Source organism: Paraburkholderia sp. Cy-641, assembly GCF_011752945.1.
In the GTDB taxonomy this organism is placed as follows: domain Bacteria; phylum Pseudomonadota; class Gammaproteobacteria; order Burkholderiales; family Burkholderiaceae; genus Paraburkholderia.
Genome location: NZ_VWWM01000035.1, coordinates 25,352 through 40,800 on the forward strand (window position 1 = coordinate 25,352; position 15,449 = coordinate 40,800).

The window sequence follows — 15,449 nt, forward strand, 5'->3', positions numbered from 1 at the left end:
GGTGTTGTCGAAGCGGCGTGGGCGTGCCATCAAGAAACTCTCTCCTCTCGGGACATCGGAAAAAGCTCTTTCGTCAGGCTGACGGGTGATGATACCCGTGGTATTGGCAGAAGAAGGTTGCTGGTCACGCCAATGCGGCCAATACCATTGCCGCATTCATGAAGCGTCTCCAGCCAGATAACGCAACGCCTTCGCAAAAAAGTCGACGCTGCCGAAATTCCCCGACTTGAGTGCGAGGGCAAGCGGATCGGCACCGACCGTCGCGGTCGCGGGCACGCCCGGATCGATCTGCCTGCCGATACGCAGCATCTGCACACCGAGCGCCTGCACCACGGCACCAGACGTCTCGCCGCCCGCAACGACGAACCGGCGCACGCCGATGTCATGCAACCCGCGGGCAATCGCAGCGAGCGTACGTTCGACCAGATGCCCCGCTTCCGTCACGCCCAACGCGCCTTGTGTTGCCTTCACTTCGTCGGGAGAAGCCGTTGCGTAGATCAACACAGGCTGAGGCTGGGCCGCGTGCATATGCTCGCGTGCAAACGCCAGCGCCTTATCGACGACGGACTCCCCGCGCGCGACGGCCATCGGATCAATACGGAATGCGGGCCGTGACTCGCGCCACGCGACAACCTGTGCGTTCGTCGCCTTCGATGCGCTGCCCGCCAGAACAACGGCAGCGCCCTCGATAAGCGGCAATGCGGCTGCGTCCCCTGCGGCTTCGAGCAAACCCGCGCGGCGGAAATTCGCGGGCAGGCCGAGAGCAACACCCGAGCCACCCGTAATCAGCGGCAGGTCCGCGCAGGCTTCGCCGAGCGTATGGAGATCGGCGTCCGATACCGCATCGGCAATCGCCATGCGTACGCCGTCGCGTTTGAGCGCCGCGATTGCCGCGCGCACCGCGTCGGCACCTTTCGCCACCGCGTCGTAACGCACGAGCCCGACCTTGTGCTTCGCCTGCGCCTGCAACACGCGCACGAGATTCGCGTCGGTCATGGGCGTGAGCGGATGGTTCTCCATGCCGGACTCGTTCAGCAGCACGTCGCCAACGAACAGATGTCCGCGATAAATCGTGCGGCCATTCTCCGGAAACGCGGGACACGCAATGGCAAACGGCGCTTCTCCATGCACAGACAACGCATCGAGCAGCGCTTCGGCAACGGGACCGATGTTGCCCGCATCCGTCGAATCGAACGTGGAGCAATACTTGAAGAAGAACTGGCCGCATCCTTGCGCCCGCAGCCATTCGAGCGCAGCGAGCGACTGCGCGAGCGCGTCGCCGGCGGATACCGTGCGTGACTTGAGCGCCACGACCAGCGCGTCTGCTTCAATGTGCATGCCGGCGGCAGGCACACCGATCGTCTGCACCGTGCGCATGCCGCCGCGCACGAGCATGTTCGCAAGGTCCGTCGCGCCGGTGAAATCATCGGCAATACAGCCAAGCAGCGGTCCCGGTCGACTTTCAGTTGCCATCGTTGATCTCTATTGAATAAAGGGAATAGGTTGCCGTTCTCGCAAAGCCGGCGCCGGCTCAACGGCGCCGATTCGTGCCTGTCCGCACCTCTCAGAAGCGCTGCGTAAGCCCCATCGTCACAAGCGTCTGCGAACCCGTGGACGACTGGGTCGTCCCCTGGATAGCGGCTACCGCACGACCGCCCGTGGAATCCGTTCCGCTCGCGTTCTGGTGAACGAGTATCGCGTAGAGCGACGTACGCTTCGAAAGGCTGTACACGGCACCGACGTTTTCCTGCTGATAACGCGCACTGCCCAAACCGCTCGCGCCGCTGTTATGCGTATAGGCATAGGAGACGCCGAGCAGCAGAGCCGGTGTCACCTGGTACTTGAAGTTCACTTCGCCGATATTGAATATGGCATTGCCGTGGTAGCCGCTTGCGGCGGTGTTCAAACCGGCCACACTCACGCTGCCGAGATCGCGAAACTGGGTATTGCTATACACGGCGCCAAGCGTCGCGGAACCGATCGTATAACTGGCCCCCGCGGACAATATCCGCTGGGACGCGGCGGATGCATAGCCGCTAAAAATCGGGCTCGAGATATTGTTTCCGGTTTTACTGTCGTTCGCCTTGTTTCCCCATAGCGAATAGTTCGGATCGTTGACATACAGATAACCGACCGCCACTCGCAACGACGCGTTCGTATACGACGCGCTCAGGTCCCAGATCTGGTTGCGGGAGAAATCGCCCGCCACGCCGCCGGGACTATAGACACCGCCGAAGCTGAAGCCGTTGTAGTTCCTGCTCAGAAACTTGATGGCGTTGTTGATACGGCTATTGTTGTCGAGATTGTCGACGTCGCCCGGATGGGCGCCGTATTGCGCCCCAGGTGCCGCCCAGTCCTGCCCCGACTCGATCGGCCCAACAGCAATCGACGCACTGGAATACTGACGTCCGAACAGAACAGTTCCGTAATTCGAGTCGATACCCACGAATGCCTGCCGACCGAACAATGTCCCGTTCTGCCCCATGGTGCCGTTCACGAGGCTATACCCCGATTCGAGTGTGAACAGGGTCTTCAGTCCGCCACCGAGATCCTCGACGCCACGGAACCCCCATCGTCCTGCACCATAGTTCCCGCTCGTCAGCGAATACAGCGTTGATCCTTTCGAGTTCGAAACATAGGTCAGCCCCGCGTCCGCAATGCCGTAGAGCGTGACGCTGCTCTGCGCGAAAGCACCGCCCGACGAGATTGCGATGACGAGAGGAAGAAGTCTCCAATATTGTCTTTTTTTCATTTGCTTTGCGTTTCCGCTATTTCAGCTGGTTCACAGACAGAAAAATATCCTGATTCATTAAAAATCAAGACTCCAAAATACTTATTACGAGTAGCAATCCTATTCAATAGACATGCGATTGCCTGGCAGGCGCAGAACCCAGGTCAATATCAGTTGCGTGGAACTTCTACGGCGAAATCAGGCCGGACCGGCCATCAATCGCAAAGATGGAACCTGTTGACGACCTTCGAGGTAATCCAGTCCCTCGTTGCTTCGTCGAACCGGTGATAGTGTTCCATGCGAAGATGCGCTTCGAAATCGGCTTCGCTTTCATAGAGCTCGTAAAGGAAAACCGAGCATGTGTCGTCGACCGAAGCAGCTACATCGAACCGGCGGCAACCCGGTTCGAGATCACGCGATTGCCGCGCGTTGAGCAGCATTTCGCGCAAAAACTCCGTGTGATGCATCTCCTTCACACTCAGTGAAACTGTAATCACATACATCGCTCATTACCCGAAAAGAGAGGTGGACGCCAAATCCCGGCTCGGCCGGAACGTCGCCATGTCGACGCGACAGCCATTTAGATGCGAGTGGTACACCGCCTCCTGGACCAGAAGATTGGCAAGGTAGTCCGATGCGGTATTTTCAGGTCGATGCCCCTTCTCAAGTGCATCGATGACATGTGCCTGCAGACGGCCGCATGCCCCTCCACCAAATTCGACCTCCGAGCCTCGATCATAGACGTGCTCGACCTCGGCCTGACCATGCGGCTTGAACCATAACCTCGCGTAGCCGTCCAACCGAAGCACTCCCGCGGAACCCTCCAGCCACATTTCCCCCATGGTTCGCCGAGGGTTTTCGCAGACATGATCCACCAAACGGTTGCCGTCGAACTGTCCGATCGTGTTGTCCGGAAACTCCAGACAGATGATCGCGGCATCTTCCCCCTTGATAACCGGATTCAGACGCCTCAATCTGGCGTACACACCGGAGACTTCACCGAACAGGAAGCGGAACGTATCGATGAAATGCACGGCCGTTTCCTTGACCATGAACCGGGGCATCTGCTGAAAGTACGGTTGCCGCGCCATGTAGGCCGTCGATCCTTGCCCATCCCCGGGACGCAGGCGGAAATTCACGCTGTAGGGCTGGCCCAACATGCCTTGATCCAGAAGACGCTTTACTTCGCGGAACCACGGCATGAACCGGAAATTCTCGTGCACGACGACAGGTACACCGGCGCCCTGAGCCCGCTCGGCCATGTGCTCCGCCTGCCAGAAGTCGGTGCAGAACGGCTTCTGGCAGATCGTCGCCAGTCGGCGCTCCAGCGTCGCATCGAGTATCGCCGCGTGACTCGTGGGCGCCGTCACGATGTCGACGAGATCGGGGCGCGCTTTGTCCAGCAGTTCATCAATGCTCCCGAAGGTCTGCGCCACGTTATATCGCGCAGCCATCGCTTCGGCCTTTGCTGTGTCCATGTCGCAAATGCCGACGACTTCAACATTCGGGAGTGCGGTCCATCCAGCGAGATGAAACTGGCTGAAATAGCCTGCGCCGATAACGGCGACGCGCCAGGACGGTTTGGAGACTGACATGTCGGACCTGGCGTTACGCGGTGAGGAATGAAACGACTTCATCCGTGATCGCTTTCGTACCGTGCGAGCCACCGAATTCAAACGGCAGAATCTTTCCGCCCGAGAAAGTCTTTTCTACCGCGGCCTCGATAAGCGCCGCGCCATCGGCAAGACGTTGATCGCCCTGGCGGACTGCGAGCCACTGCAGCATCATGGCTGCGGAAAGAATCATGGCGGTGGGGTTCGCCTTCCCCTGCCCGGCGATGTCGGGTGCGGTGCCGTGAGCCGGCTGGAACAGGCCGTGTTTGTCGCCGATGTCCGCCGACGGCGCCATTCCCATTCCGCCGACCAGTCCCGCAATGAGGTCGGACAGAATGTCGCCGAACATGTTCTCGGTCACCAGAACATCGAACGTCCAGGGCTTCAGGACCAGATTCAACGCGACAGCATCGACGTAGGCGCTATCAGTGGCAACCCCGGCATGTCGCGCCGCAACGCTCTCGAAGACTTCGCGGAAGAACGCCATGGACTCGAATACATTGGCTTTGTCGACGTTGGTCACGCGCGAGGCGCGGCCGTTCTGCGCGGCCCGTTGTTCAGCCAGCGCAAAGGCGAATTCGCAGATTCGCTCCGTACCCTGGCGGGTAATCCGCATCGTGTCGAACACTTCGACTTTCTGGCCGTTCTCGTCCCGCTTCACGTCTCCCCGGCCGCGAGCATAGAAAAGGCCTTCGGTGTTTTCACGCACGAGAACCAGATCTATCTCGCGGCTCCTCGGATGAGCGAGGGGCAGCGGCAGCCCGCCGAACGTTTTGACGGGCCGCACGCCCGCATAAAGATCGAAATGAAATCGAAGATCGAGCTGCGGAATAACTTCGGTGCCATCCTTGCCGCGAACGTGGGGCAAACCCATTGCACCGAAAAGAATGGCGTCGGCCCGATCGCAAACGGCGAGTGTTTCGTCGGGGAGCGCGACACCGCTCGCCAGGTAGTGCTGGGCTCCTGCCGGCTGGCTGTCCAGTTCGAACGCGACGCCGATTTTCTTGCCCACTTCGCCAAGGACATGGCACGCGGCTGCCATGACCTCTTCACCGATTCCGTCGCCCGGCAAAATGGCGATATGCCGACTGTTGCTCATGCCTTGCCTCCCGTGATTTCCTTGAGCTTCGAGAAAAAGCCCTTCTTGCGTTCGGAACCGATACGCCAGTCGACCGGCAACGACTGGAAGCCGCACGCCATCGATTCACGCGCGCCGCGGTAGTCGAAGAACCCCCAGCCGGCGTAACCTCCGACTGCCGCGACGAGATGGTTGTCGGGCTTGTCGAAATCGAAGTGATCGTCTTCGTTGTAGAAAATCGGCTGGCCGCGATAAGCGGGCGAAGCCTTCGTACGCAGAAGCTGAAGGCGAATTCCATCGGGATTCGACTGCTGCCAGCCTTCCAGACCGGTGACGTGATTGCCGTGAACCAGAAGGAAATCGCTCGCACCGATGATGTTGTCCGCCACCGTATGGGGATTGAGGATGCTGGCGCTGACGAGCAGCCGTTTGGCCGGTGTGTTGAATTTTCCTTCGGAACGGCTCTTTGCCCTCTCGATCAGTTCGTGACAGCGAGCGACTTCGATAACAGGCTGATGGAACACCTTGTTGTCGATCTCGTTGCCGATTTCCAGCAGCACGTGATTGGCAGCGTGCTTTGCGAGCCAGTCGACCGTGTTATCGACAGCCCGCACGACAGCCGCTTCGTCGGCGAACAGACGGGTGGATGCGCCGTAAAAAAGACCCAGCACGACGACCATGCCGAGTTCGTCGGTCGCCTGAAGTACTTTCTCGAGACGCTTCATCCACGGTTCTTTCAGCGAGCCCTCGGACTCGAAGGCCGAAATGATCCACGGCTGAATCGGCGAGTATCCACGAGGACTGCCGCCCTGCAGGTTGATACATACAGCGTCGAGACCGTGCGCCTTGTAGTCGGCCAGCGCGGCACAGAATTCCGCGGTATTGCGATCCGGGTCCCACGGTCCGTCCGCATAAGCCCACACGCCACGAGTCGTGGGGTTCTCGTCATCGGCAATCGCATTCGCCATGCGGCTGTTGAACAGCAAGCCTTCGATCCTGTTGCCGTTCCAGCTTCTGCCTTCCCATGTCGGGCGGCCGTTGATATGAAATTGATTTCCGGAAATGGAAACCACTGTTTTTCCCATTTTGTACTCCTTATAGTATTGACGATACCGATGCGCTTACGTCGTGATCCGACTGGCACAGTCATGACAATGGTGCGGCTGTCGAGCTAATCCCGTGTTCTGTGTTCGACAGCCGCCGTTATTCGGCTGTTACATGTGCTGGAACTTGTAGCGGTCGAAAATTTCCAGCAATTCTTTGCTCGCCCGGCGGCGATGCAACAGATTGTCGCGCGCCGCCCCTTCCGCATCGCCCTGGCGAATTTTCTCGACTAGCGCCATATGTTCGTGCGTCGACGCGGTCGGGAACGGGCGCAGCCTGAGCGAAAAAAGCCGCGCCCGATGCGAGCGATCCCAGTAGTGAAAAACCGCTTCCGCGAGGAGCTTGTTTCCGGCGAGGGTCACGAGATACATGTGAAACTTTTCGTCGGCACGCGCCCAGGCATCGAGGTCGTTCTTCTCTAGTGCCTTCGCCATATCCGACGTCGCATCGATGAGAGGCTTCAACTCCTCCTCGGTGGGCCGCCGCCGCGTCAACATCTCGACCGCCGTGCTTTCGAGAGAGCCCAGAATTTCATAGATCTCGCGCATCATGACCGGCGACACCGGCAAAACGCGCATGCCACGACGCGGGACGACCTCGACGAGCCCTTCGTTGTGGAGACGCATCAGCGCCTCTCGCACGGGGGTGCGGCTCATACCGAGTTCCTGCGCGATCTCCTGCTCCATCGCGTTGTAGCCCGGCGTCCAGACGTTGTCGAGAATCCGGCGACGAATGGCCTTATAGGCACTGTCGGAAAGAGAACCTGCTTCCTGATCCTGATCGACTGGGGAAGTACTCATGCAAAACTCCAATGAACGGGAGGGACGCCCGCGACAGGCATGCGGATCGTCGCGAGAGAGTCCCCGAGCAGACAACCCAGAAACCCTGTCCGCAAATCGTGCCCGCCGAATGCGAGGCTCGATATATTGCGAAGTACTTTGCTCCTGACGTTATCGAGGTGGGGCCGATCCATACGCGAGTTGACGAATGCTTCTTCCACCCAGCCGAGATGCGAAGGCTCACAATCTTCCAGGTAGATTTCGCTGCGCCCGTTCCGGTCGACCCGCAGCACGCGATTGCTCACGATACTGGTAATCCAGAAGTTACCCTCGACGTCCTGCGCCAAACCGTCGGGATAAGTCCCCGCGCCAAATTCGGCGAATACTTCCTTCTGTCCAAGCGATCCATCTTCGGCAACGCGGAATCTCGAGAGCTTTCGGCCGAAGGTTTCGTTGACGTACAGATAATGATGGGTCGCGTCCAGCACGCACTCGTTGGTGTAACCCAAACCGTCCGCAACGATACGCGCTCCGCGCTCATCGATCAGCACCACGAAACCATCGGCAACATCGGGCCGATAGCCGGCCGCTCGCGGCACCTTGCGGGTACTGACCGTGACCCAAAGCCGTCCGAGATGATCGGCGACGACGAAGTTGGTCGGCGGAAGATCAAGCCCGTCGACTGTGCGAAGAACCGTACTGACGCTACCGTCGCGCTGCAATCTGAACAGACCGCCGCGCTCGGCCCCGAGATGGGCAATCAGGAAACTGCCGTCACGCTGAAGCGCAATCCCGTTCGGCTTTAATGTCTCGCCGTCTACAGCGTGACCCAGATAGGTGACCTGCTGCCCCGACGGACGGATTTCGGTGACGCCGCCACGCCAGTCCGCCACGAACAGCGCACCGGATTCGGTCGCAAGAACGCACTCAGGGCGCTGTAAGTCCTGCCCCGTAAAAGCGATTGCGCTAACGTCGCCACTCATCGATTGCTCCATGACCCTTCAATGCCAGATTGTATTCGTTAATGCATACGTTGAGATCAAGGTTAACCCTGAACCATTTCTCGCGTATTCCCCGCGCACTCGCCTCAATCCGCATTGAGGCGCTCTCCGCTATGGCTGTCGAAAATATGCAGCTGGTTGGAAGGCATCGCGATCTGCAGTGCCTGACCGACCGTGAAATCCAGCGCACCGTCGACGACGGCCGTGATCCGTTCGGATGCGACGTTCAGCAGCAAATGCGTTTGCGCACCGGTCGGCTCGATGATCTCCACGGTTGCCGCCATGCGATTCTCACTGCGCTCCAACGACAACGCCTCCGGCCGGATGCCGACCGTTACCGCCTGCCCTTCGCTCACACTCGCGGCAGGAAGCACAGCCCTTCCGCCTCCGGCGAAACGCGCCGCGAATCCATCGGCGATCTTCTCTACCGTCGCTTCGAGAAGGTTCATGGCAGGCGACCCGATAAAAGTCGCGACGAAGCGATTCGCGGGCCGTCGATAAAGCTCCATCGGAGAGCCCTGCTGAGCGATGCGGCCGCCGTTCAGCACGACGATCCGGTCGGCAAGCGTCATCGCCTCGATCTGGTCATGTGTGACGTAAATCGACGTGGTCCGCATTTTCTGATGCAAGGCCTTGATTTCCGCGCGCATCTGCACGCGAAGCTTTGCATCGAGATTGGACAGAGGCTCGTCGAAAAGAAACGCTTCCGGCTGACGCACAACGGCACGCCCCATGGCCACGCGCTGACGCTGACCACCCGAGAGTTGCGCGGGCCGCCGCTCGAGCAGCGCCGTCAGATCCATCATGCGCGCCGCCTCGGTGACACGCTCCTTGATACGCGCCTTCGACTCCCCTGCAAGCTTCAGGTTAAAGCTCATGTTCTCCGCCACGTTCATGTGCGGATAAAGCGCGTACGACTGGAACACCATGGCGATATTGCGATCACGCGCGCTCAGTCGGGACACCGATTTGCCGCTGATCCTGACATCGCCCGAGGTAGCCTCTTCGAGCCCTGCGATGATTCGCAGAAGCGTCGACTTCCCGCAGCCGGACGGACCGACCAGCGCCACGAATTCTCCATCGGCAATATCGATGTCGATGTTCTGAATGACCTTCACGGACTCGAACGTCTTTTCCAGATTTTTTAGGGCGATTGCTCCCATCTCTCTCTCCAGTATGCGTCGGGTTCAGCCTTTGACAGCGCCGGCGGTGATACCCGTGGTCAACTGCTTCTTGAGCAGCAGATACCCCACGACCATGGGGGCAACCGCGAAGACGATGGAAGCCGCCATCATTCCGTAGTCCACCGAGTACTCCGTTTTTGCAAATGCCAGCGCAACGGACAGCGTGCGGTTCTCCGCATCGGGCAACAGAAGAAGCGCCGTCATGTAATCGTTCCAGATTGAAACAAATGCGAGAATCATGATGGTGGCGATGCCGTTCCGGCTAAGCGGCAGAATGACCCTTGAAAAAAGCGCCCATACGCTCGCACCGTCGACCGTGGCCGCCTCGTCGATTTCCGCGGGAATCGCACGCATGAAACCCGTCAGGATGAAAATCGACACCGGAATCTGCTCGGTCGCATAGACAAGGGCAATGCCATACTTCGTCCCCATGAGCCCGAGTTTCGTGAAAAGCACATAGGTCATGGGCAGAACCGAAACATTCGGAACAAGTACCGCCACCGTAAAGAACAGCAGGATGTACTCCGCGAACTTGAACTTGAACCGCGTCAGGGCGAACGACAAAGGAACCACGACAACGAGAAGCAAGCCGAGGCTGACCGCCGTGATCGACACCGAGTTCCAGAAGCTCAAAGGGATATTGGTGCTGGTAAATAGCCGCTCGTAATTGCTGAAGTCGAGGTGCCGCGGCAACAGGGAGATCGACGTCAGGATCGAGTTGCTCGATCTGAACGAATTCCCGATGACCCAGATCAGCGGAAACAGCGTCAGCACGGCGTGCAGACAGAGCACGCCATAGACCAGAACCAACGAAACCGGAGAATGTTCCCTGACCCGACGCGCCGCCGGCGATTCATTCAAGGACGGGCGTCCCATGAGTGCCTTGATACGAACTTGCATTCTGACCTCAGTAACTGGAAGGTGCCATGACCTTGCGGGTCGCGAGCGTGGCGCACAAACCGATCAGGAAAATCGACGTTGCGATAGCAGTGCCGTAACCGAATTCCAGACTGCCGAAAATCGTCTGATACATCCACGTCGCGGGAACCTGCGTGGCGGTACCGGGTCCGCCGCGCGTCATCACGAACACGTAGTCGAACGACTTCAGCGCGCCCGATATCGCCAGTACGATGCAAACCTGCAATGCGGGCATGATGCTCGGCACCGTGATGCTCCTGAACAGGCGGAAACCGCGGGCTCCGTCGATCTTCGCCGCATCGTACAGATCCGGCGATACGCCGTGCATGGCCGCGAGGAGAATGACGAAGAAGTAGCCGATGGTGTGCCAGATCGGCACGGCGATAACGGCGAACAACGCAGTGTGACTATTGGAAAGCCAGCTGGTGGCCAGCTTGCCGAGCCCCACTCCTCTCAGCACTTCATTGATCAGCCCGGCGTCCTTGTCGTACAGCAACGTGAACAGCAGACTGATGGCCGCCGACGAAATAACCACCGGAATGAAGAACGCGGTCTCGAAGAACCCATGCCCTCGCAGCTTGCCGCGCAACAGGCTCGCCAGAACCAGCGCGATGCCAACCTTGAACACGATCGCAAGCACGGCCCATAGGCCAATACGGTAGAGCCCGGCCATGTATACGCCGTCGGTAAAAAGACGCGCATAGTTGGCAAGCCCGACGAATGCGGGATGACCGAAGAAGTTCCACGAAGTGAAGCTGAAAAAGATCGTCTGCGCAAATGGAAGAACGAAGAAAATTCCATATAGAAGAAGCGCAGGAATGATATACAGGACTACTTCCCATCTAAATTTCAATGAACCCATGCTCAATTCCTTCCTGGATCGTATGATGACGCCCAATCAGCTCCGCATGATTTCCGCGAACTTTGCCACGTACTCCTGCGGGGTGTACTTTCCTTCGATAAATTCCGACATCAGCGGTTCGTAGCGCGTGCGCTGCGCGGGCTTCATCAGCTTCGGCACCCATTTGTTGCCGGGAGCCGCAAGCGCCGCTTTCAGGGTTTCGACGGATAGCTGCCCTACCGCCGCGGGATCGACCTCGAGGTCGAGCTGCGGCATCTGTACCTTGGCGGTTTCGGTGAAATAGCGCGCGGTTTGCCGATTCGTCATCCGGCGAATGAATTCCTGTATGTACGGTCTGCGCGCCGCATCGGCATATTGCTTCGAACTCGCGTACCAGAGCGAAGTGAGATCGCGCTCGACCCGGAAGTCGTGCTGTACGCCATCGGGAATCGCCGGAAAGTTCAGTACCTGAAGGTCGCCCGCGATCTTCGGATCGATCTCGAAGAGACGGAACGACGCATCGATCAGGAACGCCGCTTTTTCGGTGTTGGTGTACTTCGCATAGACCAGATCGCTGGACAGGGTAATGCCGTCGCTTGGAATGTTCCCGCCAAGCAGCTGCTGCACGAGGGTCGATGCCCGGATCATATCGGGTGAATCGGCCGGCTCCAGGCCGCCATGTATTCTGACCGCCCGCTCGTTGCCGAGACAGCGGCTCATGACGTAGTTGTAGACCCGCGCGGCCATACTGTCGTTGCCGTTATTGATCGACCACGGTATCTCTCCGGCGGCACGCAATCTGGGTCCTGCTGCGACCAGTTCGTCCCAGGTCGTCGGAACCGGGACTTTCGCCCGGTCGAGAATCTTTCTGTTGACGAGCAGCCAGATATAGAACATCTGGGCGGGAATGCCGTATACGACGCCCTTTCGCGTTGCCGTGTCCCACGAGCTGTCGTCGAAAAGACCCTTGAAAAAGGGATCGTTCTGGCTCCATGCGGTCAGGTCTGCCAGTCGTCCTGCCTCGGCGATCTGGTCGAGCCCATAACTCGGATCGAGCCGCCAGAAAGTAAACACGTCGGGTAACCGGTCGCTCAGCGCATCGAGCTTGATCTTTGTCTGATGATCGAATCCCGGCGTCGCTTCGTGAATAAGCTTGATGTTCGGATAGTCGCGCTGAAATTCATTCAGTACTTTCGTGAAAGGCTTTGCCAACGGCTCGGCGCCCGCATAAGTGGTCGCGACGCGCATCGAAAAGCCCGGACCATCCGAAGGCGGCGATGCATAGGGCGACGCCGCCAAAGCCGTCTTCGCGGTCAGTCCTCCGCTAGCGATACTTATGGCCAACGCCGCAAGATGCCGCAACGCGTCACGCCTCGGCATCGCACGGTCGAGCTGAATCAGTGCACGTGTTGAACGGCTCACGATTTTCGTCTCCATCAGAAGTCTTATGCTTCGCTTCAAGTATGCACGATATTATTCGTTAACGTATACGTTGTGCGTCCGGATAAACCCCAGGACGGGCGACGCGGCCGGCATCTCAATCAAGGGACATAACCGCGCTCTGCCACGGACGACGGGCGTCCCGCCCGGAAAGCGGGAACGGATAATGGCGGTGGGAAGTTTGAGCCGTGCGATGTGAATGCCGAGCCGGCGTTGGAAGCGAATGCGCAGCTTGTCGAAGCCGGCAAACCGCGCATGGGGCGCTCGACTAAGGGCGGACTTGAAGCAGCCCGCAAGCGGCCATATCTGGCCTCGAAACGGGCAATGCTGAAATGAGAGTCTGGAGAAAACCGGCGTCGATGATGGAAGCGACCGGCTATATTCCGTCCGCTGAAACCGGGAAAAATTATTACGGGTAACTGAGCAATATCGCCGAATACCCGTATGCAACCTGAAACAGCGAACCTCTACGACTCCCGGTTCGGTACATGAATGAAATCCGACTCGGGCAGCACGGCAACCACCTTGATCTCGACGATATACCCAGGCGCGCCACCAAGCATATGCGCCCCTACTGCCGTCCAAGCGGGAAGCGGATCGGTGTCGAGATAGCGATCGCGCACCTGCATGAACAAAGGCAGATCACGCATATCGGTATGAAACGTGGTCAAGTCCACGACATCTCGCAGCGATGCGCCGGCAGCAGCCAATACCGTCTTGAGATTGTCGAATGCCTGCACGATTTGCGCTTCGCGCCCTTCGACGAGCTGCATATTCCTGTCACGGCCAATCTGGCCCGACACGTAAATCGTATTGCCGACCTTGACCGCGGGTGCATAGCGAATCTTCTCGTACACTGCTTCCATTCCTTCGGGAACAATGGCCTTACGATCATTCATCAACGTCTCCTCAAACAGCCTCAAATGCTGCACCCTATCCGAATGTTGCCGCAAGCAAGTCATGGGTCAGCCGGTATCTCCGCCTGCAACCGGCAACACCGTGCCCGTGATATAACCCGCTTCATCCGACGCGAGAAACAGGATCGGCGCAACCTGCTCGTCGATACTGCCGTAGCGCTTCAGAAAGGTCGACCCGGTCACCTGCCGCACCGCTTCGCTCATCCAGACCCTTTCCTGTTCGCTGTCTCCTGCGGCGTTGCGCGGAACGCGTCGAGGTGGCGCATCGGTGCCGCCCGGTGCCGTGGCAACGACGCGGATGTTGTGCTCCGCGTACTCCATCGCCAGCGATTGCGTGATCGCGTTGACCCCGCCCTTGGCCGCCGAATACGGCACACGCCGGATACCGCGCGTCGCATTCGACGATACGTTGACGATGGTTCCGCCGCCTCGCGCGAGCAGATGAGGCAGTACTGCATGACAGGTGTACAGCGTCGGCATCAGCGAGCGGCGGATTTCCGCATCGATCTGCGCGGGCTCGAACTCAGCGAACGGACGCATGCGAATGGCGCCGCCGACACCGTTGATGAGGATGTCGATACCGCCGAACTTTTGCGCGGCGTAGGCCATCGACGCCTGAGCGCCCTCGTACGTTTCGAGGTCCGCAACGAAACCCGCCGTATCCGCACGGCCTGCTTCGGCGGCCACCTCGGCCACGAAGTCGGCGCGATCGACGAACAGCACACGGGCACCCTCGGCCGCCGCGCGCAGCGCCACGCCGCGGCCGATCCCTTGCGCCGCGCCGGTGACGACCATGACCTTGCCTGTGAATCGTTGCATGTTCATGCCTTTGGCGCCGCGTTGGGAGTGAACTTCTCGTAGTGGAAGCTGTTGGGCTTCACGCCGTTGTCGTCGAAATACTTGCGCACTGCGTCGACCATCGGCGGCGGCCCGCACAGGTACACGTCGACGTCGCCGTCGTTCAAGGACCCGGCCGGCATATGCTGCGTGACCCAGCCCTTGCGCGGATGACTGGACTCCGCGTCGGCGACGACCGTGGCGAAACTGAAATTCGGCAGCTTCGTCTGATACGCCTCGATCGCCTCGACCAGCACGAGATCGAGGTCGCGGGTCACGCCGTAAATCAGATGCACCTTCTGCTGCGAGTTCGTACGCGCCAGGACTTCCAGCATCGACAGGAACGGCGCGAGGCCCGTGCCGCCCGCGAGAAACAGCAATGGCCGCTGCACGTCGCGCAAATAGAAGCTGCCGAGCGGACCGGTCAAATCCAGTTTCGTGCCCGGCTCCGCGACTTCGAGCCAGGTACTCATGACGCCGCCCGGAATCTTCTTGATCAGGAAACTGATCTTCGCTTCGCCCGGCGCCGACGAGAAAGAGTACGAACGATGCTGGCCGCTGCCGGGCACGTCGATATTCACATACTGGCCCGGCAGGAACACGGGAGCGGCCGCGTCCACCTCCAGTTCGAGCACGACGGCTGCGTCGTTATGCTGCTCGATCTTCGCCACGGTCGCGGCCAATTTGCTTTGCCCGGTCTTGCACACGGAAGACGATGCCGGCACAGCAATCACGCAATCGCTTTGCGGAATCATCTGGCAAGTCAGAACGAGCCCACCGTCCTTTTCGTCTTCGGTCAGTGCGTCTTCGATGTAATCGTCGCCGAGGTCGTAACTGCCGCTTTCGGCGCGGCACTTGCAGGTGCCGCACACGCCGTCGGAACAATCCATCGGCAGATTGATCTTCGCGCGGAAGGCGGCATCGAGTACTTTCTCGCCCGCCTTGCATTCGATGAAACGGGTCACGCCGTCTTCGAAATTCAGTGCAATATTGAAGTTGGACATGG

Annotated in this window: 15 protein-coding genes and 1 pseudogene; all 16 read right to left on the reverse strand. The window is 59.2% G+C overall.

Annotated elements, in window-relative coordinates; all coding sequences use genetic code 11:
• Positions 1–156: 156 nt before the first annotated feature.
• Positions 157–1,473, reverse strand: coding sequence for a 3-oxo-tetronate kinase (gene otnK / locus F3J20_RS19735; RefSeq protein WP_167284267.1), 1,317 nt, complete (start codon positions 1,471–1,473; stop codon positions 157–159).
• Between the two features lie 91 nt (positions 1,474–1,564).
• Entirely contained in the window at positions 1,565–2,752 is a 1,188-nt protein-coding gene (locus F3J20_RS19740; RefSeq protein ID WP_167040029.1) for a porin, read from the reverse strand.
• 194 nt (positions 2,753–2,946) lie between these two features.
• On the reverse strand, positions 2,947–3,234 hold the full coding sequence (locus tag F3J20_RS19745) for a putative quinol monooxygenase (RefSeq protein WP_167284268.1): 288 nt from the start codon (positions 3,232–3,234) through the stop codon (positions 2,947–2,949).
• 6 nt (positions 3,235–3,240) lie between these two features.
• On the reverse strand, positions 3,241–4,326 hold the full coding sequence (locus tag F3J20_RS19750) for a Gfo/Idh/MocA family oxidoreductase (protein WP_167284269.1): 1,086 nt from the start codon (positions 4,324–4,326) through the stop codon (positions 3,241–3,243).
• A 13-nt stretch (positions 4,327–4,339) separates the two neighbouring features.
• Positions 4,340–5,443 carry an isocitrate/isopropylmalate dehydrogenase family protein gene (locus tag F3J20_RS19755; protein ID WP_167284270.1) on the reverse strand — a complete coding sequence of 368 codons (1,104 nt, stop codon included), beginning with the start codon at positions 5,441–5,443 and terminating at the stop codon, positions 4,340–4,342.
• A complete protein-coding gene (locus F3J20_RS19760) occupies positions 5,440–6,507 on the reverse strand; it encodes a hypothetical protein (RefSeq protein ID WP_167284271.1) in 1,068 nt (355 codons plus the stop codon). Before F3J20_RS19760 ends, F3J20_RS19755 begins: the two co-directional genes overlap by 4 nt.
• Before the next feature lie 129 nt (positions 6,508–6,636).
• A complete protein-coding gene (locus F3J20_RS19765; protein WP_167284272.1) occupies positions 6,637–7,326 on the reverse strand; it encodes a GntR family transcriptional regulator in 690 nt (229 codons plus the stop codon).
• Positions 7,323–8,288, reverse strand: coding sequence for an SMP-30/gluconolactonase/LRE family protein (locus tag F3J20_RS19770; RefSeq protein ID WP_167284273.1), 966 nt, complete (start codon positions 8,286–8,288; stop codon positions 7,323–7,325). The genes F3J20_RS19765 and F3J20_RS19770 overlap by 4 nt, the downstream gene beginning before the upstream one ends.
• Positions 8,289–8,392: 104 nt before the next feature.
• Entirely contained in the window at positions 8,393–9,469 is a 1,077-nt protein-coding gene (gene ugpC, locus F3J20_RS19775) for a sn-glycerol-3-phosphate ABC transporter ATP-binding protein UgpC (protein ID WP_167040043.1), read from the reverse strand.
• Between the two features lie 24 nt (positions 9,470–9,493).
• On the reverse strand, positions 9,494–10,390 hold the full coding sequence (locus tag F3J20_RS19780) for a carbohydrate ABC transporter permease (protein ID WP_167284274.1): 897 nt from the start codon (positions 10,388–10,390) through the stop codon (positions 9,494–9,496).
• A 7-nt stretch (positions 10,391–10,397) separates the two neighbouring features.
• Positions 10,398–11,270 carry a sugar ABC transporter permease gene (locus F3J20_RS19785; RefSeq protein WP_167040047.1) on the reverse strand — a complete coding sequence of 291 codons (873 nt, stop codon included), beginning with the start codon at positions 11,268–11,270 and terminating at the stop codon, positions 10,398–10,400.
• Positions 11,271–11,306: 36 nt separating this feature from the next.
• The gene (locus F3J20_RS19790) at positions 11,307–12,671 is read right to left on the reverse strand and encodes an extracellular solute-binding protein (RefSeq protein WP_167284275.1); all 1,365 of its coding nucleotides are present in this window, start codon (positions 12,669–12,671) and stop codon (positions 11,307–11,309) included.
• 168 nt (positions 12,672–12,839) lie between these two features.
• Positions 12,840–12,938, reverse strand: a pseudogene (locus F3J20_RS31890) (IS5/IS1182 family transposase); the annotation flags it as partial.
• Positions 12,939–13,156: 218 nt separating this feature from the next.
• Positions 13,157–13,588 (reverse strand): RidA family protein, encoded by a 432-nt coding sequence (locus tag F3J20_RS19795; RefSeq protein ID WP_167284276.1) that lies wholly within the window; start codon positions 13,586–13,588, stop codon positions 13,157–13,159.
• A gap of 66 nt (positions 13,589–13,654) precedes the next feature.
• Positions 13,655–14,431, reverse strand: a complete 777-nt coding sequence (gene benD / locus F3J20_RS19800; protein ID WP_167040055.1) for a benzoate diol dehydrogenase BenD — start codon at positions 14,429–14,431, stop codon at positions 13,655–13,657.
• Entirely contained in the window at positions 14,428–15,447 is a 1,020-nt protein-coding gene (benC, locus tag F3J20_RS19805; RefSeq protein WP_167284277.1) for a benzoate 1,2-dioxygenase electron transfer component BenC, read from the reverse strand. Before benC ends, benD begins: the two co-directional genes overlap by 4 nt.
• Between the last annotated feature and the right edge of the window lie 2 nt (positions 15,448–15,449).